Annotated in this window: 20 protein-coding genes; 11 read left to right on the forward strand and 9 right to left on the reverse strand. The window is 74.7% G+C overall.

All coding sequences use genetic code 11. The features are described from left to right. Positions 1–1,356 (reverse strand): MFS transporter, encoded by a 1,356-nt coding sequence (locus ZF1_RS11965; protein ID WP_482637283.1) that lies wholly within the window; start codon positions 1,354–1,356, stop codon positions 1–3. A gap of 114 nt (positions 1,357–1,470) precedes the next feature. Between ZF1_RS11965 and ZF1_RS11970 the strand changes: the two genes are divergently transcribed. Beyond that, the gene (locus tag ZF1_RS11970; RefSeq protein ID WP_482637284.1) at positions 1,471–2,103 is read left to right on the forward strand and encodes a hypothetical protein; all 633 of its coding nucleotides are present in this window, start codon (positions 1,471–1,473) and stop codon (positions 2,101–2,103) included. Then, on the forward strand, positions 2,100–3,311 hold the full coding sequence (locus ZF1_RS11975) for a hypothetical protein (protein ID WP_482637285.1): 1,212 nt from the start codon (positions 2,100–2,102) through the stop codon (positions 3,309–3,311). Before ZF1_RS11970 ends, ZF1_RS11975 begins: the two co-directional genes overlap by 4 nt. A gap of 159 nt (positions 3,312–3,470) precedes the next feature. On the opposite strand, the gene ZF1_RS11980 is transcribed toward ZF1_RS11975, so the two are convergent. Then, positions 3,471–5,027, reverse strand: coding sequence for an acetolactate synthase large subunit (locus ZF1_RS11980; protein WP_482637286.1), 1,557 nt, complete (start codon positions 5,025–5,027; stop codon positions 3,471–3,473). Positions 5,028–5,143: 116 nt separating this feature from the next. Between ZF1_RS11980 and ZF1_RS11985 the strand changes: the two genes are divergently transcribed. Further along, complete coding sequence (locus tag ZF1_RS11985) at positions 5,144–6,619, forward strand: MFS transporter (protein ID WP_405417657.1); 1,476 nt, start codon at positions 5,144–5,146, stop codon at positions 6,617–6,619. 3 nt (positions 6,620–6,622) lie between these two features. Here ZF1_RS11985 and ZF1_RS11990 read toward each other — a convergent pair whose 3' ends face one another. The 5 genes from ZF1_RS11990 to ZF1_RS12010 form a co-directional block, all read right to left on the reverse strand. Next, positions 6,623–7,363, reverse strand: coding sequence for an MFS transporter (locus ZF1_RS11990; RefSeq protein WP_482637287.1), 741 nt, complete (start codon positions 7,361–7,363; stop codon positions 6,623–6,625). Positions 7,364–7,387: 24 nt separating this feature from the next. Beyond that, entirely contained in the window at positions 7,388–7,951 is a 564-nt protein-coding gene (locus ZF1_RS11995) for an MFS transporter (protein ID WP_482637288.1), read from the reverse strand. Positions 7,952–8,038: 87 nt separating this feature from the next. Next, on the reverse strand, positions 8,039–9,241 hold the full coding sequence (locus ZF1_RS12000; protein WP_482637289.1) for an MFS transporter: 1,203 nt from the start codon (positions 9,239–9,241) through the stop codon (positions 8,039–8,041). 44 nt (positions 9,242–9,285) lie between these two features. Next, on the reverse strand, positions 9,286–10,305 hold the full coding sequence (locus ZF1_RS12005; protein WP_346102644.1) for a DNA topoisomerase IB: 1,020 nt from the start codon (positions 10,303–10,305) through the stop codon (positions 9,286–9,288). 28 nt (positions 10,306–10,333) lie between these two features. Next, complete coding sequence (locus tag ZF1_RS12010; RefSeq protein ID WP_168172231.1) at positions 10,334–11,335, reverse strand: glycosyltransferase family 2 protein; 1,002 nt, start codon at positions 11,333–11,335, stop codon at positions 10,334–10,336. Positions 11,336–11,592: 257 nt separating this feature from the next. Here ZF1_RS12010 and ZF1_RS12015 point away from each other — a divergent pair, with 257 nt between their 5' ends. Then, positions 11,593–12,483, forward strand: coding sequence for an ATP-grasp fold amidoligase family protein (locus tag ZF1_RS12015; RefSeq protein ID WP_405417647.1), 891 nt, complete (start codon positions 11,593–11,595; stop codon positions 12,481–12,483). A gap of 1,023 nt (positions 12,484–13,506) precedes the next feature. Here the strand turns inward: ZF1_RS12015 and ZF1_RS12020 are convergent. Next, a complete protein-coding gene (locus ZF1_RS12020) occupies positions 13,507–14,955 on the reverse strand; it encodes a lipopolysaccharide biosynthesis protein (RefSeq protein WP_476654476.1) in 1,449 nt (482 codons plus the stop codon). A gap of 309 nt (positions 14,956–15,264) precedes the next feature. On the opposite strand from ZF1_RS12020, the gene ZF1_RS12025 reads away from it, so the two are divergent. Both ZF1_RS12025 and ZF1_RS12030 read left to right on the forward strand, forming a co-directional pair. Beyond that, a complete protein-coding gene (locus ZF1_RS12025; RefSeq protein WP_482637290.1) occupies positions 15,265–16,410 on the forward strand; it encodes an FAD-dependent monooxygenase in 1,146 nt (381 codons plus the stop codon). Between the two features lie 133 nt (positions 16,411–16,543). Next, positions 16,544–17,797, forward strand: coding sequence for an FAD-dependent monooxygenase (locus ZF1_RS12030; RefSeq protein ID WP_405417639.1), 1,254 nt, complete (start codon positions 16,544–16,546; stop codon positions 17,795–17,797). A gap of 22 nt (positions 17,798–17,819) precedes the next feature. Here the strand turns inward: ZF1_RS12030 and ZF1_RS12035 are convergent, their stop codons facing one another. Beyond that, a complete protein-coding gene (locus ZF1_RS12035) occupies positions 17,820–19,319 on the reverse strand; it encodes an amino acid permease (RefSeq protein ID WP_346102653.1) in 1,500 nt (499 codons plus the stop codon). A 799-nt stretch (positions 19,320–20,118) separates the two neighbouring features. Here ZF1_RS12035 and ZF1_RS12040 point away from each other — a divergent pair. The 5 genes from ZF1_RS12040 (at position 20,119) to ZF1_RS12060 (ending at position 25,962) form a co-directional block, all read left to right on the forward strand. Continuing rightward, the gene (locus ZF1_RS12040) at positions 20,119–20,457 is read left to right on the forward strand and encodes a hypothetical protein (RefSeq protein ID WP_482637291.1); all 339 of its coding nucleotides are present in this window, start codon (positions 20,119–20,121) and stop codon (positions 20,455–20,457) included. Positions 20,458–20,526: 69 nt separating this feature from the next. After that, on the forward strand, positions 20,527–23,034 hold the full coding sequence (locus ZF1_RS12045; RefSeq protein WP_405417631.1) for an ATP-dependent Clp protease ATP-binding subunit: 2,508 nt from the start codon (positions 20,527–20,529) through the stop codon (positions 23,032–23,034). A gap of 50 nt (positions 23,035–23,084) precedes the next feature. Then, positions 23,085–24,014 carry a cation diffusion facilitator family transporter gene (locus ZF1_RS12050; RefSeq protein WP_482637292.1) on the forward strand — a complete coding sequence of 310 codons (930 nt, stop codon included), beginning with the start codon at positions 23,085–23,087 and terminating at the stop codon, positions 24,012–24,014. 38 nt (positions 24,015–24,052) lie between these two features. Continuing rightward, positions 24,053–25,192 carry an oxidoreductase gene (locus ZF1_RS12055; RefSeq protein WP_482637293.1) on the forward strand — a complete coding sequence of 380 codons (1,140 nt, stop codon included), beginning with the start codon at positions 24,053–24,055 and terminating at the stop codon, positions 25,190–25,192. Continuing rightward, the gene (locus ZF1_RS12060; RefSeq protein ID WP_405417623.1) at positions 25,189–25,962 is read left to right on the forward strand and encodes an alpha/beta fold hydrolase; all 774 of its coding nucleotides are present in this window, start codon (positions 25,189–25,191) and stop codon (positions 25,960–25,962) included. Before ZF1_RS12055 ends, ZF1_RS12060 begins: the two co-directional genes overlap by 4 nt. Positions 25,963–25,981: the final 19 nt, after the last annotated feature.

A 25,981-nucleotide genomic window follows, 5' to 3' on the forward strand; every position in this document is an offset into this window, starting at 1 on the left:
TCAGGGCCCCGGTACCCGCGTGCGCGACGCGGTCAGTGCACCGGCGACCGCGGGCACCGCGACCACGACCAGCAGCACCGGCAGCGCGACGGCCGGTGACGGCAGCGCCACCAGCAGCGCGCCGCCCAGGCCGACGAACGCCGCCGTCGCCAGCTGGTCGAGCAGCTGGGCCGCCGAGGAGTGCGAGCCGACGTCGTGGGCGTCGGAGTGGGCGAGGGTCAGGTAGGCGATCGCGGAGAACGCCACACCCATCCCGAGCCCCGACACGCCCCAGAACCCGACGGCGAGCCGGCCCGGCAGCAGTCCCGCGGCGACCGGGACCAGCGCGAGCTGGCCCGCGGCGATCGTCGCGAACCCCGCGCGCAGCATCACCGAGCGGTCGCTGCCGGGCCGGCGGGCCTGCCAGGCGGCCGCCGCCGACCAGCCCAGCGAGGCGACGATCAGCGGCGTCCCGGCGGCGGTCGGCGACCAGCCGTGCGTCGCGGTGAGCACCAGCGGCAGGAACGACACGACCGGGAAGAACGCCGCGGCGACCAGGCCGCGGGCCGCGACGACCGCGGCGATGCCCGGGCGCGCGAGGACGGTCCCGCGGGGCAGCAGCCTGCGCAGCGAGGGCACCAGCGCCGCGACGGCGACGACGCCGGCCACCGCGCCGCCGGGGTCGAGGTTCTCCAGCGCCCAGCTCAGCCCGGCGACGCCGACCGCGGCACCGAGCGCCGCGGGGACCAGGCCCGCCCCGTGGCCGCCCACCGCCGGTCCGGCGGGCGGTCGCAGGACGCGCACCACCGGGGTGACCAGTACCAGGGCCAGCCCCACCACCGGCAGCAGTCCCAGGAAGACCCAGTGCCAGGACAGGTGCTCGGTCACCAGCCCGGCCAGCGGGGGACCGACGAGCGCGGGCAGCACCCACGCCGAGGAGATCAGCCCGAACACCACCGGGCGCGCCCGCGTGGGGTACACCTCGGCGACGAGCACGTACACCGCGACGCCCTGGGCCCCCGCGCCCAGTCCCTGCAGGACCCGGCCGGCGAGCAGCCCGGTCATCGTCGTCGCGAACCCGGCGACCAGCAGGCCCGCCCCGAACAGGACCGGCGCGGCGACGAGCGGCACCCGCGGGCCCCGGACGTCGCACCAGCGGCCGCCGGCGACGGTGCCGAGGACCGCCGCGGCCAGGAACAGCACGAACGGCCAGGCGTAGCGGGCGACCCCGCCCAGGTCGGCGACGACCGCGGGCATCGCGGTCCCGACGCCCATCGCCTCGAACGCGGTCAGGCTGATCAGCAGCAGGATGCCGACGGTGGTCGGGGCGCGTCCGTGGGACCAGACCCCCGTCCCGTCCGTCCGCGCCTCGACCACGGCGCCACCCTGCTCCCTGAACCCCGGTGCAGGTCAAGTCGATTCAGTGATCACCATTTGTGATCAACAACCACGCTCCGTGTTTCCGGCTCGCGCGATCGGGTATCCCGCGCTATGACCGACATCACAACGATCATCGTCGTCGCCGTGGTGGTGATCGTCGTCGCCGTACTCGCCGTGGCCGCCGCGACGATGCTGCGCCGTCGTCGCTCCGCCGAGCTCCGGGACCAGTTCGGACCCGAGTACGAGCGCACCGTGCGCGACGCGGACGACCCCCGCGACGCGGAGAAGGAACTCGCGCAGCGCCGCAAGCGCCACGACGCGCTGACCTTGCGATCCCTCGACCCGCAGGAGCGCGACGGCTACCGCCGCCGGTGGCAGCAGGTGCAGGAGGGGTTCGTCGACGACCCGTCCCGGGCGGTGCACGACGCCGACGCGCTGGTCGCCGACGTCATGGCGGCCCGCGGATACCCCGCCGAGGACGTCGACCGCCGTGAGGAGGACCTGTCCGTCGCCTACCCGGTCGTCACGCAGCGCTACCGCGAGGCGCGGGCCATCTCCCGTGAGCACTCCGCCGGGCGAGCCGGGACCGAGGACCTCCGGCACGCGGTCACGAGCTACCGCGCGCTGATCGACGCCCTGCTCGGCGACGGCGACGGCACCGGTTCCGGTGGCCGTCCCGAGAACGACGGCCGCCACCGCCATGGCGGACCGGACCAGGACACCCGACGGGAGACCACGGCATGAGCGAGCACCAGGGCAGCAGCAAGGCGGCCCGACTGGCCGACTCGATCAAGGACGCCTTCACCGGCCGCAGCGAGGACGAGCGCGACGCAGGCTGGGAGCGCCGTGAGGCGGCGGGCACGGCCGAGCAGGACGCGGGCGTCCCGGGCCGGCGCCACGGCGACCCGGACGCCCCGCCGCTGGCGGGCCCCGGGGCCGGGCCGGGCGACGCCCCCGGTGGACGACTGGCCGAGGACCGTGCGGCCGGCGGGGACCCGCGGGCCGCACGTGCCGGTGACCCCGGCGGGGACCCGCGGGCCGGTGACCCCCGCGGCGCCGGCCCGCTCGGCACCGACCCGGGTGCCGGTGGGCCCCGCGGCGTGGACCCCCGGGACGGCGACCCGCGCGGCGGGGACCTCCGAGGCGGGGACCCGCGGGGCGGCGACCTGCGCGGTGGCGACCCGCGTGGCGGGGACGTACCGGGCGCGGACCCGCGCGGTGCCGACCCCCGTGGCGGGCACCTGCCCGGGGGCGACCCCCACGGTGGCCCGGGCGCACCGGCTGCCGACCCGCGCGACGCCGGCCCGGCCGGACGGCACGACACCCTCGGCGACCCCGCGGCGGCGGGCGGCCGCGGACCGGCCGACGCGGGCGGGGTCCCGCCCGGCGGCGGTGTCGGGAACGTCGCACCGGGGACGGGCGCACCGCCCCACGACGCGGCGCCCGGCTCCGCGGGCGGTGCCGGGACCGCCGCGGCCGCAGGCGGGACCGCGGCCGCAGGCGGGACCGCGGCCGGCGTGGCCGCCGCGGCGACCACCCGTGACGCACCCGCACGGGAGGAGGGCGCGCCTGGCGGCCGTCACCACGACGCGACACCCGGCCGTGGGCACGACGACCTGCGCGACCCACGGGGCGGCGCGACCGGAGCCGGGGCCGACCCGGCGGCGACCGACCCCGCCACCGGTGGCTCGTCGCTGCTCCCGGCCGACCGGGCCCGCGAGTACCAGGACCGCTGGTCGACGCTGAAGGGCGAGTTCGTCGACGAGCCCCGCCGCGCCGTCCACGGGGCGAACGCGCTGGTGGGGGAGATCCTCGACGAGATGGAGTCGCTGTTCCGTCGTCAGCGCGACGACCTGGAGGCCCAGTTCTCCCGCGACGACGCCTCGACCGAGGACCTGCGCCAGGCGCTCACCCGCTACCGCGAGTTCTTCGACCGCCTGCTGTCCCTCTGACGCCGCGCCGCGCGGGTTCCGGGTGCGCCGGCACGGGGAAGAACCCGTGCGGCGCACCGCGGGCCCGCGCGGCGTCCGGCCGCGCGGGCCGGCGCCGACCGGCCGGACGCCGGGGCGAGCCGGACCGTGCGTCCGGCTGCGCCCTCCGGACGAGGGAGCTCAGCCCAGGGCGGGGACGATCGCCTCGACCAGGTGCGGGCCCGGCTCGGCCTGTGCCCTCCGCAGCGCGTCGAGCAGGCCCTCGGTGGTGGTGACCCGCTCGGCGGGCACCCCGAGCCCGGTCGCGAGTGCGGTGAAGTCCGGTGTCGGGTCGGACAGGTCCAGCATCCGGCCCGCCCGCCCGGAGTGCGCCGCCTCCCCGGCCCCCGTGCGGGCCAGCTCCACCCGCAGGATCGAGTACGCCGCGTTGTTGATCAGCACGACGGTGACGTCGAGCCGCTCGCGGGCCATCGTCCACAGCGCCTGGGCGGTGTAGAGCGCGCTGCCGTCGGCCTGCACCGCCACCACCGGACGGTCCGGCGCGGCGACCGCGGCACCCACCGCGGCGGGCAGCCCCATCCCGATCGCGCCACCGGTCAGCGCGATCTGGGTGTGTCGCGGCGCGGTCTGCAACGACATCGCCAGCGACGCCGCCGCCGTCAGCGCCTCGTCGACCACGATCGCGTCCTGCGGCAGCGTCGCGGCGACGGCGGCGCACAGCCCCCGCACGTCGAGCGCCCCCGGTGCGGGCTCCGGCGCCTCGTGCGGGGCGAGCGCGGGGGCCGCGTCGCCGGCGACGGCGTCGGCGAGCGCCTCCAGCGCGGCCGTCGCGTCGGTGGCCGGGTCGGCCAGCCCCACCACGGCGGCCCCCTCGGGCACCAGGTCCCCGGGCACGCCCGGGTAGCCGAAGAACGACACCGGCGACCGCGCCCCGGCCAGCACCAGCGACGACGTGCCGTCCAGCTGCGCGATCGCCTGCTCGGCGAAGTAGGCGAGCTTGTCGATGCGGGTCCGGCCGGCGCCGGTCTCCCAGCACCGGGGGAAGGTCTCCACGAGCAGCCGGGCCCCGGTGGCCGCGGCGATCCGCCCGGCGGCGTCGACCCCCGCGGCGCTCAGGGCGGGTCCGCCCAGCAGCAGCGTCGCACCGGGCGCGCGGACGGCGTCGGCGGCCGCGGCGATCCGCGAGGGGTCCGGGGGGAACGGCCCGGCGGCCGGCAGCGGCGGGGCGGGCGACGCGCCCTCCGACCAGGACACGTCGGCCGGCAGCACCAGCGTCGCGACCTGCCCGCCGCGCTCGCCGGTCGCGGCGAGGGCGCGCATCGCGTCGGCGGCGACGTCGCGGACGTCGCCGCTGGTGTGCACCCACCCGGACACGGTCCGCGCCACCGCGGTGATGTCGGACTCCAGCGGCGCGTCGAAGCGGACGTGGTCGGTCGCGTGCCCGCCGACCACGCACAGCAGCGGCGTCCCGGCCCGGCGCGCGTTGTGCAGGTTCGCCAGCCCGTTGCCCAGCCCCGGCCCGAGGTGCAGCAGCACCGCCGCCGGCTTCCCGGCGATGCGCGCGTAGGCGTCGGCGGCACCGGTCGCGACGCCCTCGAACAGGGCCAGCACCCCGCGCATCTCCGGCACCGCGTCGAGCGCCTGCACGAAGTGCATCTCCGAGGTCCCCGGGTTCATGAAGCACACGTCGACCCCGGCCGCGGTGAGCGACCCGACCAGCGCCTCGGCGCCCCTCACGACCGGTTCCCGATCTCTTCGATCCACATGCCGGTGAGTCCACACGATGTGACGCGTGTCCGCAGGACCCGGGTTCGAGTTGCGGCCCGCATCGCCCGGACGCGGAATGAGGGACTGTGAGCGACGACCGCACCGCGCCCGAGGCGTACACCCCCGACCCGCGACGCTGGCGGGCATTGTCGGTCTGCCTGGTCGCCGGGTTCATGAGCCTGCTCGACGTCAGCATCGTGAACGTCGCGCTGCCCGCCATGCAGGCCGGCCTGCGGGCCTCGGCGGCGCAGCTGTCCTGGATCGTGTCCGGCTACGCGCTGACGTTCGGGCTGGTCCTGGTCGCGTCCGGGCGTCTCGGTGACGACCGCGGCCGCCGCCGTATGTTCGTCACCGGCCTCGCCCTGTTCACCCTGACCAGCGCGGTCGCCGGGTTCGCCCCGAACCCGGAGGTGCTCGTCGCGGTCCGGCTGGTGCAGGGCGTCGCGGCCGGCCTGCTGTCCCCGCAGGTCGTCGGGTTCATCCAGGACCTGTTCCGCGGCCCGGAGCGGGGCACCGCGTTCGGCATGTTCGGCGCCGTCGTCGGGATCTCGACCGCGGTCGGCCCGCTGCTGGGCGGGCTGCTGCTGGCCTGGGCCGGCGACGCCGACGGCTGGCGCTGGGTCTTCTTCGTCAACATCCCGATCGGCGCCGCGGCGCTGGTCGCGGCGTTCCGGCTGCTGCCCGCCGACACCGTGACCACGGGGGAGCGGCGCCCGCTGGACCTGGGCGGCTCGGTGCTGCTCGGCGTCGCCGTCGTCGCGCTGATGCTGCCGCTGGTGCTCGCCGAGCGGGACCCGGCGTCGGCGCCGTGGTGGCTCGTGGCGGTCTCGGTCGCGGCGCTGGTGGCGTTCGTGGCGTGGGAGCGTCGGGCCAAGCGCGTCCACGGGCACCCGCTGATCGACTTCGCGCTGCTGCGGACCCGCAGCTACGCCGTCGGGGCCTCGCTGGGCACCGTCTACTTCGCCGGGTTCACCTCGATCTTCTTCGTGCTCACCCTCTACCTGCAGAACGGGCTGGGCTACACCCCGCTGCAGACCGGGCTGACGATGACGGCGTTCGCGCTCGGCTCGGCCGTCACCTCCGCACTCAGCGGGCGCCTGGTGGCGCGGTTCGGGCAGCCGATGATCGTCGTCGGGCTGGCGACGGTGATGGTCGGGCTCGGCGTCACCGACCTCGTCCTGGCCGCGACCGCGCACAGCCCGTGGACCGGGCTCGCGATCGCCGGGCCGCTGCTGCTCGCCGGGGCGGGCGGAGGGCTGGTGATCGCGCCGAACCAGACCCTCGCGCTGTCGGAGATCCCGCACACCTCCGGCGGCACCGCGGGCGGGGTGCTGCAGACCGGGCAGCGGATCGGGACGGCGATCGGGCTGTCCGCGGTCGGCGCGGTGTTCTTCGGCAGGCTCACCGCGTCCGGCGGGGACTGGGCGGACGCCATCTCGCACGGCCTGCTCATCACCGTCGGGCTGGTGGCGCTGGCCCTCGTGCTCGGGGTCGTCGACCTGGTCGCGGCCCGGCGTGCCCGCGGACGGGGCACGCCGGTGACCGCGACCGGCGGACGGTAGGGGTCAGGTCCGGGCGACGGCGGCGGTGTCCTCGCGCAGCCCCGACCGCAGCGTCTCGGTCATCAGCCACGAGCAGACCATCGACACCAGCGCGATCCCGACGACGTAGCCGGCGACGGCGTAGAGCGAACCGGTCAGCGCGACGAGCGCGGTGCACAGCAGCGGCGCGAGACCGCCCAGGATCGACGCGATCTGGTAGGCCAGCGACGCCCCCGAGTACCGCATGCTGGTGGAGAACTGCTCGGCGAAGAACGCCGACTGCGGCCCGTACACCGCCGAGCGCGCCACCTGCACGACCAGCCCGCCCAGCAGGAACAGCCAGATGCTGCCGGTCGACACGAGCCAGAAGTACGGCACCGCGAACACCGCGAGCAGCGCCATCCCACCGACGAACATCGGACGACGCCCGATCCGGTCCGACAGCAGACCGAACGCCATGATCAGCGGGATGTCCGACAGCGACAGCACCGAGTTCGCCGCGAGGATCGTCGTGCGGTCGTAGGACAGGGACTGCGTCGCGTAGGTGACCAGCCAGACCGAGGAGACGTAGAACGTCGAGTTCGTCGCCAGGAACGACCCGGCGGCGAGCAGGATCTCCTTCGGGTAGGTGCGCAGCGCCTCCAGCACCGGCATCCGGTTCGCGGCCTTCTCGTCCATCGCCTTCCGGAACACCGGCGACTCGTGGACGCCGAGCCGGATCCACATCCCGACCGCGATCAGCGCGATGCTGGCGAGGAACGGCACCCGCCAGCCCCACGCCAGGAACTGCTAGTCGGTCAGCGTCGCGGACAGCACCGCGAACGTCGCCGTCCCCAGCACCAGGCCGAGCGGCACGCCGACCTGCGGCCAGCTGCCGTAGAACCCGCGCCGGTGCGACGGGGCGTGCTCGACGGCCATCAGCGCCGCACCGCCCCACTCGCCGCCGACGCCGAACCCCTGCAGGAACCGCAGCGTCACCAGCAGGACCGGAGCCCAGACCCCGAGCGTGTCGTAGCCGGGCAGCAGCCCCATCCCGACGGTCGCCGCGCCCATCAGGAGCAGCGAGTAGACGAGCATCGGTTTCCGGCCGACCCTGTCGCCGAAGTGCGCGAACACCGCCCCGCCGAGCGGGCGGGCGATGAACCCGACGGCGAACGCGCCGAACGCGGACAGGGTTCCGGTGACGGGGTCGACCGACGGGAAGAACACCCGGTTGAACACCAGGGCCGCGGCCGTGCCGAAGATGAAGAAGTCGTACCACTCGATGGTGGTGCCGACCAGGCTGGCGGTGGCGACCTTGCGGGAGGACCGGAGTGCGGGTCCCGGCGACGCCGGCGGGACGGTGGAGGTCATGCGCGGTGACGCTATGGGGTCGTCCGATTCGTGTCGAGACGCACCGGAGATCCTGTCCGTTCCCGTCGTGATCGTGTCGACCGGCGCTCACATCCGGGCGCGACGACCGGCCAGCACCCCCGCGACGAGCACGACGACCAGCCCGGCCACCGGGACGACCAGCAGCCCGACCCGCAGCGACGTCGCGTCGGCGACCAGCCCGACCACCGGTGGGGACACCAGGAACCCCACCCGCATCAGCCAGGTGACGATCGTCAGCCCGGTCCCCGGGGCCAGCCCCGGCAGGTGGTCGGCGGCGGTCATCGCGGCCGGGACGAGCGTCGCCACCCCGAACCCGGCGAGACCGAACCCGGCGACGGTCCCGGGCACCGTCGGGAACGCCAGCGCGAGCCCCATCCCGGCGAGCACCAGCCCACCGCCGGCACGGGCCACCGCGCGCTGGCCGAACCGGTCGACCATCCGGTCACCGATCAGCCTGCCGACGAACTGGCAGCCCTGCAGCGCCACGAAACCGAGGCCGGCGACGGCCGCGCCGGCCCCGAGCCCCTGCAGGTACACCGCCGCCCAGGTGGCGCCGGAGTCCTCGACCAGGGTGCCGGAGATCGCGACCAGCCCGAACACGGCGAGCAGCGCCACGGTGCGGGGGCCGAGCCCGGTCCACGGCCGCCGCGGCGGTGCACCGTCGGCCGCGTCGGGGGCCGGGCGGTCGTCACCGTCGTCGCCGCGCAGCAGCAGCGGGTACACCGCGACGGCGATCACCACCGACAGCAGCGAGGACAGCCCCAGGTGCACCGGCAGCGCCAGCCCGATCCCGGCGGCGGCCGAGCCCATCAGCCCGCCCGCGACCGCCCCGACCGACCAGAGCGCGTGGAACCCGTTGAGGATCGACCGGCCGTAGCGGCGCTGCACCCGCAGGCCGTGCGCGTTCTGCGCGACGTCGACGACGGCGTCGGACGCCCCGACCAGCAGCATCGCCGTGGCGAACAGCGCCCAGGACGGCGCGAACCCCACCAGCACGACACCGAGCGCGATCACCGCCATCCCGAACGAGGCCACCCTCGCCGAGGTGAACCGGGCGATGAGCGGGCCCGCGGTCAGCCCGGCCAGCAGCGCCGCGAACGGCATCGCGGCCACCGCCAGCCCGAGCTGGGTGTTGGACAGGCCGAGATCGGCCTTGATCTGCGGGAAGCGGGGCAGCAGGTTCGCGTAGACCAGGCCGTTGGTGAGGAAGACCAAGGCCACCGCCGCCCGGGCCCGTCGTTCCGTCCGGCCCGCCTCGACTGCCACCACGGCCCCATCATGCGCCGACCGGCGGGCGCCGGCGGGCCGCGGGGTCAGCTGTGGCGTTCGAGCAGACGCAGCACCGCCCGTTCGACGGCGACCCGGCTGCGGTGCTCGTCGGCGCCGCGCGGGATGCGGCGCAGCCCGGCCGCGACCGTGTGGCCCTCCTCGAAGGCCCGCACCACACGCGGGTCGACGTAGCTGCTGCGGGCGACGGCCGGGGTGTTGCCCAGTGCCCGGGCGACCTGGCGCATCGCGGCGGCCTCGGCCCGCTTCAGCGCGGTCGCGGACAGCTCGGCGCCACCGGCGGAGCCGTGCTCGGCGAACGCGACCGCGGCGACGACGGTGGCGTTCCAGGTCCGCAGGTCCTTTGCGGTGTGCGCGGCGTCGGTGAGCGACCGGAAGTGGTCGTTGACGTCGTCGGAGCGGATCTCGCGCCAGCGCCGCCCGTCGCGGTGGACAAGGAAGCGGTCGCCGGCCGGGCGGGCCCGGCGCAGCGCCTGCACCAGCCGGACCAGGCCGTCGTCGCGGATCCGGACGCGCCGGTGGATGCCGCCCTTGGCGGTGTAGGAGAACTCGCACCCGCCGCCGCGCAGCCGGACGTGCTCGCGGCGCAGCGTCGACAGCCCGAAGGTGCCGTTCTCCTCGGCGTACTGCTCGCCGCCGGTACGGAACACCCCGAGGTCGAGGATGCGCATCGCCCCGCCGAGCACCCGGTCGCGGCCGGTCCCGCGGCCGTCGAGTGCGCGCTGCACGCGCTCACGGAAACGGGGCAGCCTGCGGGCGAGCTCCAGCACGCGGTCGTGCTTCTCGGTGTCGCGGTCGGCGTGCCAGCGCGGGTGGTAGACGTACTGGCGGCGGCCCGCGTCGTCGTAGCCGACGGCCTGGATGTGGTCGCGTTCCCGCTCGGAGATCCACACGTCCCGCCAGGCGGGCGGGATCACCAGCTCCTCGATCCGGGCCCGCACCGGCGCGGCGACGGCGGCGCCGGTCGCGTCGTGGTAGCTGAACCCCCGCCCCCGACGACGACGGGTGAGGCCGCCGCGGTACGGGATCGCCCTGGTCAGTCGCACGCCGGGGGATACCCGCCGCGCGCCGGGATCATCCCCGCAGCGAGTTGATCTTCACCGCGGTCCGCAGCGCCCCGGACATCCCCTTGTAGGCACCGTTGCGGGCGGTGTCGCGGACGTTGCGCAGCTGCGCGCGACGCTCGCGGCCCGCGCTGCTCCAGGCCAGCAGCGACCGGCCCCACGAGTCCTTCGCGAGCTCCTTCGCGCCCGCCTCGCGGGCGAGCAGCGCCCACCGGTCGCCGAAGTCGTCCAGCCCGTCGCGGTAGGCGAAGACCGCGGGCCGGACGTAGGCCATGCCCGGGTGCTGGCGGCCCATCCGCGGGGCGTAGTCGGCGATGACCTTGTCCAGGCACTCGAACCGCCGCTGCCGGTTGGAGCTGATCGACCCGGTGCGCATCAGGCGCATGTCGAGCAGCCAGCGGCGGGTGCCCCACATCAGCGGGTAGTTCGAGCCGGCGGCGATCCGCAGCCACATCTCGAAGTCGACCGCGGAGGGCAGCGAGCAGTCGAAGCCGCCGACCTGGTCGAAGCAGGCCCGGCGGATCATCAGCGAGCTGCCGTTGTGCGGCGGGTTGTTCTCCACCAGCTGCTTGTCGATGTCGACCTTGCCCGACGGCTGCCAGCGCAGCGCCACGACCTGCCCGGACTCCAGCATCACGCGGGTGTGGCAGTACGCCATCCCGACCCCGGGCGGGGCGGTGTGCATGGTCTCGAGCATGTGCGACAGGAACTCGGGGTGCCAGCGGTCGTCGCCGTCCAGGAACGCGACGAAGGGGGCGGCGCTCTCGGCCAGGGCGCGGTTGCGCGCGGCACCCGAGCCGCCGTTCTCCACCTGGATCAGTCGCACCCGCGGGTCGCGCTCGGCGCGCGAGCGGACGACGTCGGCGGTGTCGTCGGTCGACCCGTCGTCGACGACGAGGTACTCGAACCGGGACTCGGTCTGCGCGAGCACCGAGTCGATGGCCTCGCCGATCCAGGGACCGACGTTGTAGGCCGGGGTGATCACGGTGACGAGAACGTGGGGGTTCCGCACGATCGGCACAGTCGCCTGCTCCTTCCGGGGTGCGCCGGTCTTCGGCGCCGTCGGCCCCGCCTTCACCGTAAGGGGTGACGCAGAGCATTCGGCACGCCCTCGACCGAGGCCGTGCTGCGGGCATTCCTCGCGAATGGCAACGAGCCTGCGCACTGTTGGTGACGTCCGTGCGGCATCCGTGGTTGCCCCGGGCGGCCGGCCACCCGGTCCGGGGCCGGTGCGCCGGGTGGTGGGAGAGGGTCGCTATCGTCCGGAGAATGTCGTTCGACGCACGGGTGATGCTGTCCCGGCGGCTCCGGTTCCTGCCGCACCGCGCCTTCGCGATCGCCCACCACGCCCTGTTCCAGGGGGAGCTGACGACGTTCCGGCGGCCGCGGACCTGGTCCCAGCTGCTCGCGAAGAAGAACCTCGACGACCAGCCCGAGCTGGTGCACGTCACCGCGGACAAGTACGCCGTCCGGGAACACGTGGCCGAGCGGATCGGGGCCCAGCACCTCATCCCGCTCATCCAGGTGGTCGAACGGCCCGAGGACCTCGACCTGGAGGCCCCCGCGGGTCCCTACGTCGTCAAGGGCACCCACGGCTGTGACATGACGATCCTGGTGCGCCACCCGGCCGCCGCCGACCACGCGAAGATCCGGTCGACGGTCGCCCGCTGGCTGCGCACCGACTTCTTCACCCACGGCTGGCGCGAGCGCCCCTACGAGGGGCTCACCCCGCGCGCCGTCGTCGAGGAGATGATCGGCGACGGCACCAAGCCGCCCGCCGACTACAAGTTCTTCGTCTTCCACGGCGAGCCCGCGATGGTCGTCATCGACCAGGACCGCTTCGTCGCCCACACCTCGACGATGCTGCACCCGGACTGGGTGCCGTTCCGGATCTCCGGGCGCTTCTCCCAGGCCGACGCGCTGCCGGAGAAGCCCGCGTCCTACGAGCGGATGCTGGAGATCGCCCGCGCGCTGGGCAAGGACTTCACCTTCGCCCGCGTCGACCTCTACGACGTCGACGGCCACGTCTACTTCGGCGAGATCACCCACAACCCGGGCGGCGGGCTCGTCCGGCTGCGGCCCCGCGCCTTCGACCGGGCGCTGGGGAACCTGTGGCGCAACGGGACCCCGATCCCGGAGAAGTTCATCCAGCGCTCCTGACCGGGCTCTCGCGCAGCCCCTGGTCCTGCGCCGCCCTCGCCGCGCCACACCCTCCGCCCCACCCGTCCGCCGCGCCGAGCCCCGACGACCCCGTGGTGACCCGCCGCCGGCCGCGGCACACCACGCGACGGCCGCCGTGCGTCGTCGCGGGTCGCCGCCCCGTCCACACCCCTTCGCGGGCGGCCACACCCCCTGCAACAGGTGTGGCCGCCCGCGAAGGGGTGTCGCGTCGGGACGGTGTGCCGCCGACGCCGGTCCCCGAGGTGCTGTCCTGGCGGTCGTCGGGGCGGAACCGGGATGCGAGCCGCGGAGAGCGTGCGACGACGGCGCCCGCCGCCGATCGATCAGTACCTGAGCGTTGCCGGCGCCTGGTCGGACAGCGCTCACGTACTGATCGACAGGTCTGTCCCGCGCGTCGCCCGGTGGGGCGCTCGTCGGAGCGTGGGTGAGGACCACCCTCGTCGCGCGGCGTGCGATTCCGTGGGGTGCGGACGACCGCGGGGTTCGGCAGGGCGCACGCCGCATCGAAGCAGCCGACGTGTTCCCCCGCGCGACCTGCCGCACCCCGCACGGGGTCGTCGCACCCCATGCGGCGGGTGCGACGACCTCGTCCGAGGTGCGACGGGACCGCCGAGCCGGGGGCAGGTGTGGGCCCGGGGCCGGCGTGCCGGGCCGGGCCGGGCCGCGGCGTCGCGGCTGTGGTCGCCCGCGAGTAGGAGCGCTGGGTGGCCAGTGCCCCGGGTGGCCGGCGGACCGCGGGCCGGTCTGTCGCCCGGACGCCCGGAGCTCGCCGGATCGGAGCTCCGGATGCCGGAAGGTCGGGTGAATCGGAGCCCGGAAGCCCGGAGCTCGGTGAATCGGAGGCCCGGAAGCCCGGAGCTCGGTGAATCGGAGGCCCGGAAGCCCGGAGCTCGGTGAATCGGAGGCCCGGAAGCCCGGAGCTCGGTGGATCCGAGCCCCGGGACCTCCGGAGCCCCGAGGCCCTTGAGTCGGAGGGAGCGCCGGAGCCCGCGGTACCGCGGGTCAGTCGCGGACGCGGGGGAACTCGTGGGTCCGTGCCTCCGGCCCGCCGATGGGCCGGGTGTCGTCGTCCCGGGCGAGGGGATCCGGGCCGTCCGGGACGTCCGGGCCGGCGGGGCCGTCCGGGCCGCCGTCGCCGGGCGGGTGCGGCGGGACCGGCCGGCGCAGCCAGCGCACCACCGACGGCAGGAAGGCGATCGCCAGGACCAGCTCGCCCGCGAGCCACATCCAGCCGACGGCGTCGACCCCGAGCATCGGGGCCAGCAGCGGGATCCCGCCGAGCACGATCGCGCAGTGCACGAGCTGCTGGACGGCCAGGGGGAAGGTGCGGTTCGCCAGACGGGACTTCGTCATCCACATCGTCACGATCACGCGCGGGAACATCGAGGCCATCAGCAGCTGCAGCAGCGTCGTGGAGTTCTCGACGTACTGCGGCCCGTAGAACCACAGCAGCAGCGGCGCGGCCAGCGCGATGACCAGCGACGCGGGCCACACCAGCAGGCAGATCCGCCGCAGCACCGCCCGGGCGAACACGTGCGCGTGCGCCGGGTTCCGGGAGCCCTCCACGACCAGTGCCGAGGTGATCGCCATCGACAGCATGCTCATCGCGAGGAAGACCGTCTGGGCCGGCAGCAGGTAGGCACTGGCCGCCTGGCTGATCGTCATGACCACCAGCACCGGCAGGAACGACGACATGGCCTGGTTGAACACCTGGCCCAGGTAGTCGCCGCCCATGTAGCGGGCGAGCGTGGCGCGGTCCGGGGCGCCCGCGTCGTCGCGGTCCGCGGTCTCGGCGGTGTGCCGGGGGAGCAGCCGCCGCGAGATCAGGAGGGTGAACGGCACCAGCAGCGCGATGACCGGCGCGCTCCAGGAGGTGAACACGCCGTCGGACACCGAGGTGAACGCGACGACCACGAGCAGCCCGAGCTTCACGACGCCGTAGACGCCGTTCTCCAGCACCACCCACATCGCCGAGCGCAGCCCGGTGAGGACCTGGTCCTGCAGGTTGAAGATGGACCACGCGGCGGTCGAGACCACGAACCACGCGGCGAAGCCGGGGGAGACGTGCAGCGGGTCGCCGGGGGCGTATGCGACGTGGCAGTAGGTCATGACCGCGGCCGAGCCGACGACCGCCATGGCGGCGCTGATCCCGTACGCGAGCCGCACCAGCGACCGTGAGTCGCGTCCGGCCGTCGGGAGGAAGCGGATGAGGGCCTGACCGAAGTTCAGCGAGGTCAGGACCGAGATCAGCATCATCAGGTTGACCATGGCGTTGCCACGGCCGACGTCCTCGGTGCTGAACACGCGCGCGGCGAAGACCCAGTAGAGCAACCCGAAGCCGGAGTTGACGACGGTGTTGAGCATCAGGGCGTACGCGTTGCGGTAGAGCGGGTTGCCCATCTCCCGGCGGACCGAGCGGACCCGGCCGGCGACCATCTCCCCGACGCTCATCGCGCGCACCACCGGACGGCGGCGCGGGACGTCCCGCTGAGTGCGTGCACACCACCACGCTAACCAGGGGTCGACCACCCGGTTACCAGGGGGAGGGGCCCGGACGGCCCGGCACCGGCCGGGGTCGGACACCCCGGACATACACACCCCGTCGTGGCGCGCAATCGCTGCGCTACGGTGCATCCATTCCGGTGACTTGATGAACCGAAGGGGGCTCGCGTGCGTATCGCCTGCGCGGGAGGGGGACCGGCCGGTCTGTATCTGGCGGTCCTCGCCAGGCTCCGGTCCGGTGGACGCGACGAGGTCGTCGTGCACGAACGCAACGAGGCGGGGCGGACCCACGGGTTCGCCGTCACCTACGGCGAGGACATGCTCGACGATGCGTTCCGCAACGACCCCGAGGGCGGTGAGGCCCTGCGTCGCGCGTCGCGGCTGTGGAACGCCCAGGAGATCCGGGTCGGCGACCACCGCCCGGTGCACGTCGGCGGCAAGTACGGCTACGCGATCGCCCGCGTCGACCTGCTCGACGTGCTGGCGCGCCGGGCCGAGCAGCTGGGCGTGACGATCGAGTACGGCTCCCCGGTCGACCGCGCGGACCTCGACGCCGACCTGGTCGTCGCCTGCGACGGCGTCGGCAGCCGGATCCGCACCGCGCGCGCCGAGCACTTCGGCACCACCGTCGACGAGGGGACGAACCCCTACGTCTGGCTCGGCGCCGACAGCGACTCCGACACCTTCGTGTGGGACTTCCAGCCGACCGACGCGGGCTGGATGTGGATCCACCTGTACCCCTCGTCGAACGGGGTCAGCACCTGCATCGTCGAGTGCGAGCCCGTCACCTGGGAGGCGCTGGGCCTGGACCACATGTCCGGGGCCGAGGCCGTCCGGCTCGTCGAGTCGGTCTTCCACCGCACGCTGGCCGGACGCCGGCTCATCGAGCCCCTCGGCGGGCTCGGGGACAAGCCCTGGCTGCGCTTCCGCGAGGTCCGCAACCGGACCTGGCGCGACGGCGACCTCGTGCTGGCCGGCGACGCCGCGCACACCACGCACTTCGGGATCGGCTCGGGCACCGTGCTGGCCATGCAGGACTCGATGGGTCTGGTCGACGCCCTCTACGGCGTCGCGGGCCGGACGGCTGCGGCCGACCTGACCTGCCCGAACGGCCGCGGCGCCGCGTTGTCGGCCTACGACGCCCGCCGGCGTGCGGAGGTCGGCCCGGTCCAGGACGCCGCCCGGCGCAACATGCAGTGGTTCGAGCAGGCCGGTCGTCAGCTCGAGCAGGTCACCGACCCCGTCGAGTTCGCGTGGTCGCTCACCGACCGCCGGGGCGACATGAGCCGCATCCACCGCACCCTGCACCGCGCCACCCAGGTGCCCGCGCTGCGTCAGGTGCGGCGCGGTCTGACCACCGCCCGCCGCGTCCGGCGGTCGGCCCTGCGCGGTCGGCAGAGCTGAGTTCCGCCGCGAAACCGCTCGCCGCCGGCATGCGCACCGTCACCGATCGTGGCCGGACCCGATGTCCACACAGGTCCGCCGCGTTCGTAGGGTCGTTGCGTCCCAGATCGATGACATCCGATGGAGGTCCGGTGTGAAGATCGTGGTCGTCGGTGGTGGACCGGCCGGTCTGTACTTCTCGATCCTGGCCCGGCTCCGGTCGGGTGGGCAGGACGAGATCGTCCTGGCGGAGCGCAACGCGCCCGGCACGGCCTCCGGCTTCGCGGTCACGCTCGGTGAGGACATTCTCGACGAGCTCTTCCGCACCGACCCCCTCGGCGCCGAGAAGGTGCGGGCCGCGGCGCACGTGTGGGACTCCCAGGTCGTGGAGGTGTCCGGGCGCCCGGTGCACCTCGGCGGGCGCTACGGCTACTCCATCGGCCGTGCGCGACTGCTGGAGGTGCTGGCGGAGCGGGCCCGCCAGGTCGGCGTGAGGCTCATGTTCGACACCGCCGTCGCCGCCGACGGTGACACCGCACGCGACCCGCTGACCGCGGACGCGGACGTCGTCGTCGCCGCGGACGGGGTCGGGTCCGCGATCCGCGCCGCCCGGGCCGACGTCTTCGGCACCCGGGTCGCCCACGGCGCCAACCGCTACGTGTGGTTCGGGACGAGCAAGCCGTTCCGACCGTTCACCTTCGCGTTCGAGAAGACCCACGCCGGCTGGATCTGGTTCCACGCCTACCCCGCGGCGGACTGCGTCAGCACCTGCATCGTGGAGTGCACGCCGGAGACGTGGACGGGTCTGGGGCTCGACACGACGGCGCCCGACGAGGCCATGCGGATGCTCGAGGGCGTCTTCGCCCGCTCGCTCGACGGGCACTCGCTGATCGCCCCGCCCGGCATGGGGTCCTCGCCGTGGCTGCAGTTCCGCGAGGTCCGGAACATGTCCTGGCGCGACGGCAACGTCGTCCTCGCCGGCGACGCGGCGCACACCACGCACTTCGCCATCGGCTCGGGCACCGTGCTCGCGGTCGCCGACTCGATCGCGCTGGCCGAGGAGCTGTACCCGCGGGGGACCCGCGGCACCGACGACGTCGAGGCCGCCCTCGCCGGGTACGACGCGCGTCGCCGCGCCGCGATGGCGCCCATCCAGCGGATGGCCCGGGCCAGCATGGAGTGGTTCGAGACCGTCCCCGAGCGCCTCGAGGGCGCCGACGACGCGCTGGCCTTCTCCTGGTCGCTGCTCGACCGCCGGCACGACCAGGGCCGGCTCAACGAGCGTCTGCACCGCGCGACGCAGGTCGAGCCGGTCCGTCAGGTCCGTCGCAGGCTGACCGCGGCCCGCCGGGTCCGCCGGGCGCTGGCCCGCGGGGAGATCACCCCCCGCGAGGCCCTGCAGCGCTGACCCGCGGCCCGGCGGGACCGGCTCAGGCCCGGTCCCGCCCGGCCCCGGAACCCTCCCGCTCCTCGCGCGCGAGGAACGAGTGCTTCCGCCCGTAGACGGCGTAGACGACGAGGCCGAGCAGCAGCCAGCCGACGAACCGGATCCACGTGTCCAGGTTCAGGTTCAGCATCAGGTAGAGGCACGCGATCGCGGTGATCGCCGGCACCACCGGCGAGAACGGCACGGTGAACGGCCGGTCGAGGTCGGGGCGGGTCCGGCGCAGCACCGGCACCGCGATCGCCACGATGATCATCGCCGAGAGCGCGCCGATCGACACCATGTCGGCCAGTGCGGTGATCGGGGTGAACGCCGCGATCACCGCGCAGACGACACCACCGATGATGGTCATGCGGTGCGGGGTGCCCCACTTCGGGTGCGCGGTGCCGATGGCCTTCGGCAGCAGGCCGTCGCGACCCATCGCGAAGCCGATCCGGCCGATGGTCACGAGCTCCACCATCATCACCGAGGTCAGCCCGGTGACCGCGCCGAGCGCGATCAGCGCGCCCACCCACGGCAGCCCGACGCCGGCGAACGCCGACGCCAGCGGGGCGCCGGTGTCGATCTCGGTGTAGGGGACCATCCCGGTGAGCACGATCGAGACACCGACGTAGAGCACCGCGCAGATGGCGAGCGCGCCGAGCAGGCCGATCTTCAGGTCGCGGTTGGGACGCTTCGCCTCCTCGCCGAGGTTGGCCAGCGCCTCGAACCCGGTGTAGGCGAAGAAGACCACCGCGGCCGCGGTGAGCATGCCGCCCACGCCGAACACGGTCGGTGCGAGCCCGAACACCCCGGAGATGATCGGCTGGGTGAACACCGAGCCGCCGTCCTCGGGTGCCTGCGCCGGCGGGATGAACGGCTGCAGGTTGGCCGGGTCGATGTAGAACACGCCCACGGCCAGGATCAGCACGCAGACCGCGAGCTTCACCAGCACCAGCAGGTTCGTCAGCCGCGCCGACTGCTGGATGCCCGCGACCGCGACGACCGTCAGCAGCGCGATGATCAGCACCGCGCCGACGTTGACCGTCGCGTCCTCGCCGAACCACGCCGTCGGCAGCCCGAACAGCGATGCCAGGTAGCCGGACCAGCTCCGCGAGACGACGGCGAGGCCGAGGCCGAACTCCAGCAGGAGGTCCCAGCCGATGATCCAGGCGAAGACCTCGCCGAGGGTGGCGAAGGCGTAGGTGTAGGCCGAACCCGCCGTCGGGACCGAGGAGGCCAGCTCGGCGTAGCAGACGGCGGCGAGCCCGGCGACGACCGCACCGATCAGGAACGACAGCGTGACGGCGGGGCCCGCGTGCTGCTGGGCCTCGACCCCGGCGAGGGTGAAGATGCCGGTGCCGATGATGATGCCGACACCGAATCCGACCAGGTCACGGGCCTTCAGCGTGCGCTTGAGCGGCGTCCCGTGCCCGTCGGCACCCCCGTCCCCGTGCTCGCTCCGGGCCAGGATCCGTTCCACCGGCATCGTGCGCGTCCAGCCCACTCCGCCACCCCCACTCGTCGTCGGTCGACCGGTCGTTGCGTGACGGTATGACGCCGGGTGACGACGCGCCGCACGAGGTGCGACGACGATCCTGATAATCCCGTGTGAACGTTCTGTTCTCCCTGTCCGGGTCGGCCACGATCGGGGCACGATGTCGGTCGTGGGCAACCGACCGGGTGCCCACGACCGGAGGAGCCGTGGTGGAGCGGAGGCCGGGACGCCGACGGTCCCGGGCGGCACGGGGAGCGGTGCTCGCCGTCGTCGCCGCGCTCGTGCTGGCTCCGGCCGCCGGGGCCGCCGGGCCGGTGTCGACGGCGCCGGCCGGCCCGGCCGAGACACCCCCGTCCGTCGCCCGGCTTCAGCACGCCCCCACGGCCGACGCGGAGCCGCCCGGCACCCTGCGCGAGCTCCTCGCGGCGATCACCGGGTCGGCGACGGCCGACCCGTTCGACCTCGCGCCCGGCACGCTCGCCGTCGACCGGGAGGGGGAGGAGGGGCTCGCCGTGTCCTGGGCGCTGCTGGACACCGGCGACGGCCGCTGGACCGGTTCAACGGATGCCGCGACCCGCCGCAGCGAGGCCGAGTCGACGATCAAGGCCTGGCTGGCCCTGGACACCCTGCGGGCCGCCGCGCAGCGGGGCCGCCCGGTCCCGCCCGCCGTACGTGCCGACATCGCCGCCGCCGTCCGCGCCTCCGACGACGACGCCGCCGAACGCCTCTACCGGGCGCTCGGCCGGGACGCGAGCACCGCGCGGCTCGCCCCGGAGTGCGGGGTGACGGTGTCGACGTCGCGGCCCGGGTGGTGGTCGTACACGCAGGTCAGTGCGCTCGACGCCGCCCGCGTCCTCGCCTGCGTGCGCGAGCGCGCCCGGCCCTGCCCGGCGGACCCGAGCTGCTCGCCGACCTCGACGCCGTCACCCCGGACGGGCGGTCCGGGATCCGGCCCGTGCTGTCCGGCGCCGTCGCGGAGAAGAACGGCTGGACCCTGCACGGCGGCGACGGCTGGAACGTGCACTGCGTGCTGGCCTGGGAGGACCGCGCGCTGGCCGTCCTCACCACCTACCCGGGCGGGCTCGGGGTCGAGCACGGCTGGCAGGTCTGCCGCGACGTCGCCGCGGACGTGCTCGCCACCTCCTGAGGCGGACGGTTTCGACGGGCCCGGCACCGGGAAAGCAGTCGATCGCCCCGACCCGACGAGAGGTGGACGATGACCGACTTCTTCGGCCCCGGCGACCCCCGCGGCCCGGTGCACCGGATCGACCTGACGCGGCTGCTGAGCGGCGGTGCCCGCGAGATCATGGCCCGGGCCGCCCAGGAGGCCGCGGAACGCGGTGACACCGACCTCGACGCCACGCACATCCTGCTGGCCTGCGCCCGCACCGACTCCACCCGCGGCTGGATCGCCCGGGCCGGCGGCGACCCGGACACGATCGCCCGCATCCTGGAGGAGCGCCTGCCACGCCCCGGCGGCGGCCACGACGCGGGGCGGCCGCCGTCGCTGACGCCGTCGGCCAAGCGCGCGCTGCTCGACGCGCACCAGATCTCCCGCTCGCTCGGGTCGAGCTACATCGGACCCGAGCACCTGCTGCTCGCGCTCGCCGCCAACGAGGACTCCGCCGCGGGCCGGCTGCTCGCCCGCTCCCGGTTCAGCCCCGGCGCGATGACCCCGCAGGCCCCCGCCGGGCCGGGCGCGACGGGCACCCCGGACCCGGGCGCGGTCGCGGACACCGGCACCCCGACCCTGGACCAGTACGGCCAGGACCTCACCGAGGCCGCCCGCGGCGGTCGGCTGGACCCGGTCATCGGCCGCGCCGACGAGATCGAGCAGACCGTCGAGGTCCTGTCCCGCCGGACCAAGAACAACCCGGTGCTGATCGGGGAGGCCGGGGTCGGGAAGACCGCCGTCGTCGAGGGGATCGCCCAGCGCATCGCCGACGGCGAGGTGCCCGACACCCTGCGCGGACGCCGTGTCGTGCAGCTGGACCTGGCCGGGGTGGTCGCCGGCACCAAGTACCGCGGCGACTTCGAGGAACGCATGCGCACGCTGATCGAGGAGATCCGGTCGCACAGCGACGCGCTGATCGTGTTCATCGACGAGCTGCACACGATGGTCGGCGCGGGCACCGGGGGAGGGGACGGCGGCGGCGCGATGGACGCCGGGAACCTGCTCAAGCCCGCGCTGGCCCGCGGCGAGCTGCACGTCATCGGCGCCACCACGCTCGACGAGTACCGCCGCCACATCGAGTCCGACAGCGCGCTGGCCCGTCGCTTCCAGCCGGTGCTGGTGCCCGAGCCGTCGGTGGAGGACGCCGTCACGATCCTGCGCGGTCTCGCCGACCGCTACGAGGCCCACCATCAGGTCCGCTACACCCCGGACGCGCTGCGCGCGGCGGTGGAGCTGTCCGACCGCTACGTCACCGACCGGTTCCTGCCGGACAAGGCGATCGACCTGCTCGACCAGGCCGGGGCCCGGGTCCGGCTGCGCACCCGCACCCCCACCGTGGACCGGCGAGCCGTCGAGCAGCGCCTCGACGCGCTGCAGCGCGACAAGGACCAGGCCGTCGCGCACGAGGACTACGAGAAGGCCTCCCAGCTGCGCGACGAGATCACCGCCGCCCGCGAGGAGCTGGCCGCCGACCCCACCGACCCCGACGGCCGCGCACCCGTCGTCGGCGTCGAGGAGATCGCCGAGGTCGTCGCGCGCTCCACCGGCATCCCGGTCGCCCAGCTCACCGAGGCCGAGCGGGACCGGCTGCTCAAGCTGGAGGACGAGCTGCACCAGCGCGTCGTCGGGCAGGACGCCGCGGTCACCGCCGTGGCGGAGGCCATCCGCCGCTCGCGCTCCGGGCTCGGCGACGAGAACCGCCCGGTGGGCAGCTTCCTGTTCCTCGGCCCCACCGGGGTCGGCAAGACCGAGCTGGCGCGCGCCCTGGCCGTCGCGCTGTTCGGCGAGGAGGACCGCATGGTCCGCCTGGACATGAGCGAGTACGGCGAGAAGCACACCGTCGCGCGGATGGTCGGCGCCCCGCCCGGCTACGTCGGCTACGGCGAGTCCGGCGAGCTGACCGAGGCGGTGCGCCGGCGGCCGTACTCGGTGCTGCTGCTCGACGAGATCGAGAAGGCGCACCCGGACGTGTTCAACACGCTGCTGCAGGTCCTCGACGACGGCCGGCTCACCGACGGCCAGGGCCGCACCGTCGACTTCCGGCACACGGTGATCATCATGACCTCCAACGTGGGGTCGGAGCTGATCACCGGGCACGGCACCACGCTCGGCTTCGGCCCGGCCGCCGGTCCGGGCACCACCCCCGCCGAGCGGGAGGACGCGGTGCTGCGCGACCGGCTGATGCCGCGGCTGCGGGAGGTCTTCCGGCCCGAGTTCCTGAACCGGATCGACGAGACCATCGTCTTCCGCCGGCTCGAGGCCGAGCAGCTCACCCGGATCACCCGGCTGCTGCTCGACGACACCCGCGACCGGCTCGGCCGGATGGACATCGGCTTCGAGATCAGCGACGACGCCGTCGCGCTGCTCGCCGAGCACGGGCACGCCCCCGAGTTCGGGGCGCGTCCGCTGCGCCGCACCATCCGCCGCGAGCTCGACAACCCGCTGTCGTCGATGCTGCTCGACGGGCGGATCGGCGCGGGCAGCACCGCCCGGGTCGGCGTCGAGGACGGGGCGTTGAGCATCGAGTCCGTGGTGGTCCCCACCGGCTGAGCCCGGCCGCGAACGCTTCACATGCGAATGTGTGCATGTATGGTGGCCGCATGGGGCACGGACACGGACACGGCGGCGGGTCGGGCCACGGGCACGCCGGGGCGGGCACCGACCGCCGCCGGCTCGCGACGGCACTGGCCGTCACCCTGGTCACGGCGGTCCTCGGCGCGGCGGGCGCGGTGTACACCGGCTCGCTCGCGCTGCTGGCCGACCTCGGCCACCTGCTGACCGACGCCGGGGCGCTGGTCGCGGCGCTGATCGCCAGCGTGCTCGCCGCCCGCCCGGCGACGACGTCGCGGACCTACGGGATGGGCCGGGCCGAGGTGCTCGTCGCCGCACTGAACGCGCTGACCCTCGTCGCGGTCGTGGTGTGGGTGGGCGTCGAGGCGGTGCAGCGGCTGTTCGTGCCCGCGGAGATCCCGGGCCTGCCGCTGCTGGTCATCGGCGTGCTCGGCCTGGTCGGCAACCTGGTGTCGCTGGCCGTCCTGGCCGGCGGCGACCGCGGGAACATGAACATGCGCGGTGCCATGCTGCACGTCCTCGGCGACGCCCTCGGCTCGGTGGGCGTGCTCGCCGCCGCCGTCGTCCTGATGACGACCGGCTGGCCCTACGCGGACACGATCGCCTCGCTGTTCATCGTCGCGCTGATCCTCCCGCGCGCGGTGTCGCTGCTGCGCGAGGCTGCGCACGTCCTGCTGGAGGGGGCGCCCAAGGGCATCGACGCCCAGGAGGTCAAGGCGGCGCTGCTGGCCGTCGAGGGAGTCGCCGACGTGCACGACCTGCACGTGTGGGCGATCAACGACCGCACCCCCGCGATGTCGGCGCACGTCGTCGTCGACGAGGAGGTCTCCGCGCACTGCGGGGACTCCTCGGTGCTCGACCGCGCCGGGCACGAACTGCGCGAGCGGTTCGGGCTCGACCACTCCACCCTGCAGGTCGAGCACGCCGCGCACACCGGGCACGAGAACCACTGCGGCTGAGCCGCGGTGATCCACCGCCGCCCGGGGTAGTCCGTGGAATGGCGCACCTGTTCAGCCCGTACACGCTCCAGGGCGTGACCCTGCGCAACCGCATCGCGATGTCGCCGATGACCATGTACCGCTCACACGACGGGCACATGGGCGACTTCCACCTCATGCACCTCGGGGCCCGGGCGGCGGGCGGGTTCGGACTCGTCTTCGGCGAGCAGATCGCCGTCAGCGCCGAGCGCACCTCGGTGCACTGCGCCGGGCTCTGGCGCGACGACCAGGTCCCCGGGCACGCCCGCACCGTCGCCATGGTCGAGGCGATGGGCGGGGGCGCAGGGATCCAACTGGCCCACACCGGCCGCAAGGGCAGCGAGCAGCTCCCCTGGGAGGGCAAGGCCCAGCTCCCGCCCGAGCATCCCGACGGCTGGCTGACCTCCGGACCGTCGCCGGTGCCGTTCGGCGGGCCGAAGCACGACCACGCCGTCCACGAGCTGACCGTCGCCGAGATCCACGGTCTGCACCGCGCGTGGGCCGACGCCGCCCGCCGTGCCGCCGAGGCGGGCTACCGGTGGATGGGGCTGCACTTCGCCCACGGCTACCTCGGGTCGAGCTTCTTCTCGCCGATCTCCAACCGCCGCACCGACGCCTACGGCGGCAGCCTGGAGAACCGCGCGCGGTTCCTGCTGGAGGCGCTCGACGCCGTCCGCGGGGCGTGGCCGGAGGAGTACCCGCTGACCATGCGGCTCGGCGCCGACGACCTGCACCCCGACGGCACCACCTTCGACGACGCCGTCACCGCGATCGGCTGGATGCGCGAGCACGGCCTGGACCTGGCCGACCTGTCCTTCGGCGGGAACACCCCCGACTCGCGCGACGCGATGCGCGGCGAGCAGGGCGCGTGGGTCGATCGGGCCCGGCGGATCCGTGCGGAGATCGGCATCCCGGTCGCGGCGAGCTGGAACCTCGGTGTACCGCAGACCGCCGACGAGGCCGTCCGGTCCGGCGCCCTGGACGTCGTGTTGCTGGGGCGGCCGGCGCTGGCCAACCCGCATTGGCCGGTGTGGGCCGCCCGCGAGCTCGGCCATGACGACCCGTTCTCACTCGTCCCCGACGACTACGCCTGGTGGCTGCGGAACATGCGTGGCCACACCCCGAGCATCGGCTGGCCCGAGCCGCGGGTGGTCCGGTGAGTGCACGGGCCGTCGCACCGGACGGGACCGGAATCGGGTTCGACGTCCGGGGGAGTGGCGAGCCGCTGGTCCTGCTGGCCGGGCAGGCCAACGCGCGGCACTGGTGGAGCTCCGTACGCGAGGGCCTCGCCGGGTACCGCACCGTCGCCGTCGACACCGCCGGCACCGGGACCAGCGACGACGCGGCCGACCACGACTGGAGCACCCGCCGCTTCGCCCGCGACGTCGTCGCCGTCCTCGACGCGGCCGGGATCGGTCGCGCCCACGTCTACGGCACGTCGATGGGCGGCCGGGTCGCGCAGTGGGTGGCCGCCGACCACCCCGACCGGGTCGGCGCGCTGGTGCTCGGCTGCACCACCGCGGGCGGACCCGGCACCGTCGCCCCCGACCCGGACGTACCGCGCCGCCTGGCCGAGCCGGCGACCCACGCCGGCGAGCTGCGCCGCCTCATGGCCGGCCCAGAGATCCCGGACCCGCTGCCCGTCCTCGGCGACGACACGATGAGTCCGGCTGCGCGGGCGGGCCACCGCCGCGCGAGCGCACGGCACGACGCGTGGGACGCGGTCGCCACGATCACCGCCCCGACCCTGGTGCTGCACGGCGGCGACGACGAGCTCACCCCGCCCGACAACGGACTCCGCCTCGCCCGGCGCATCCCCGGCGCCGAACTCGTCGTGCTGCCCGGGGCCCGGCACGCCTACTTCCTGGAGCGGCGCGCAACCGACGAGGTACTGACGTTCCTCGTCCGGCACCCGCTCCCGCCCGGCTGAGCCGGCCGGGCCCGCGGTA

Source organism: Pseudonocardia sp. ZF1, assembly GCF_056835605.1.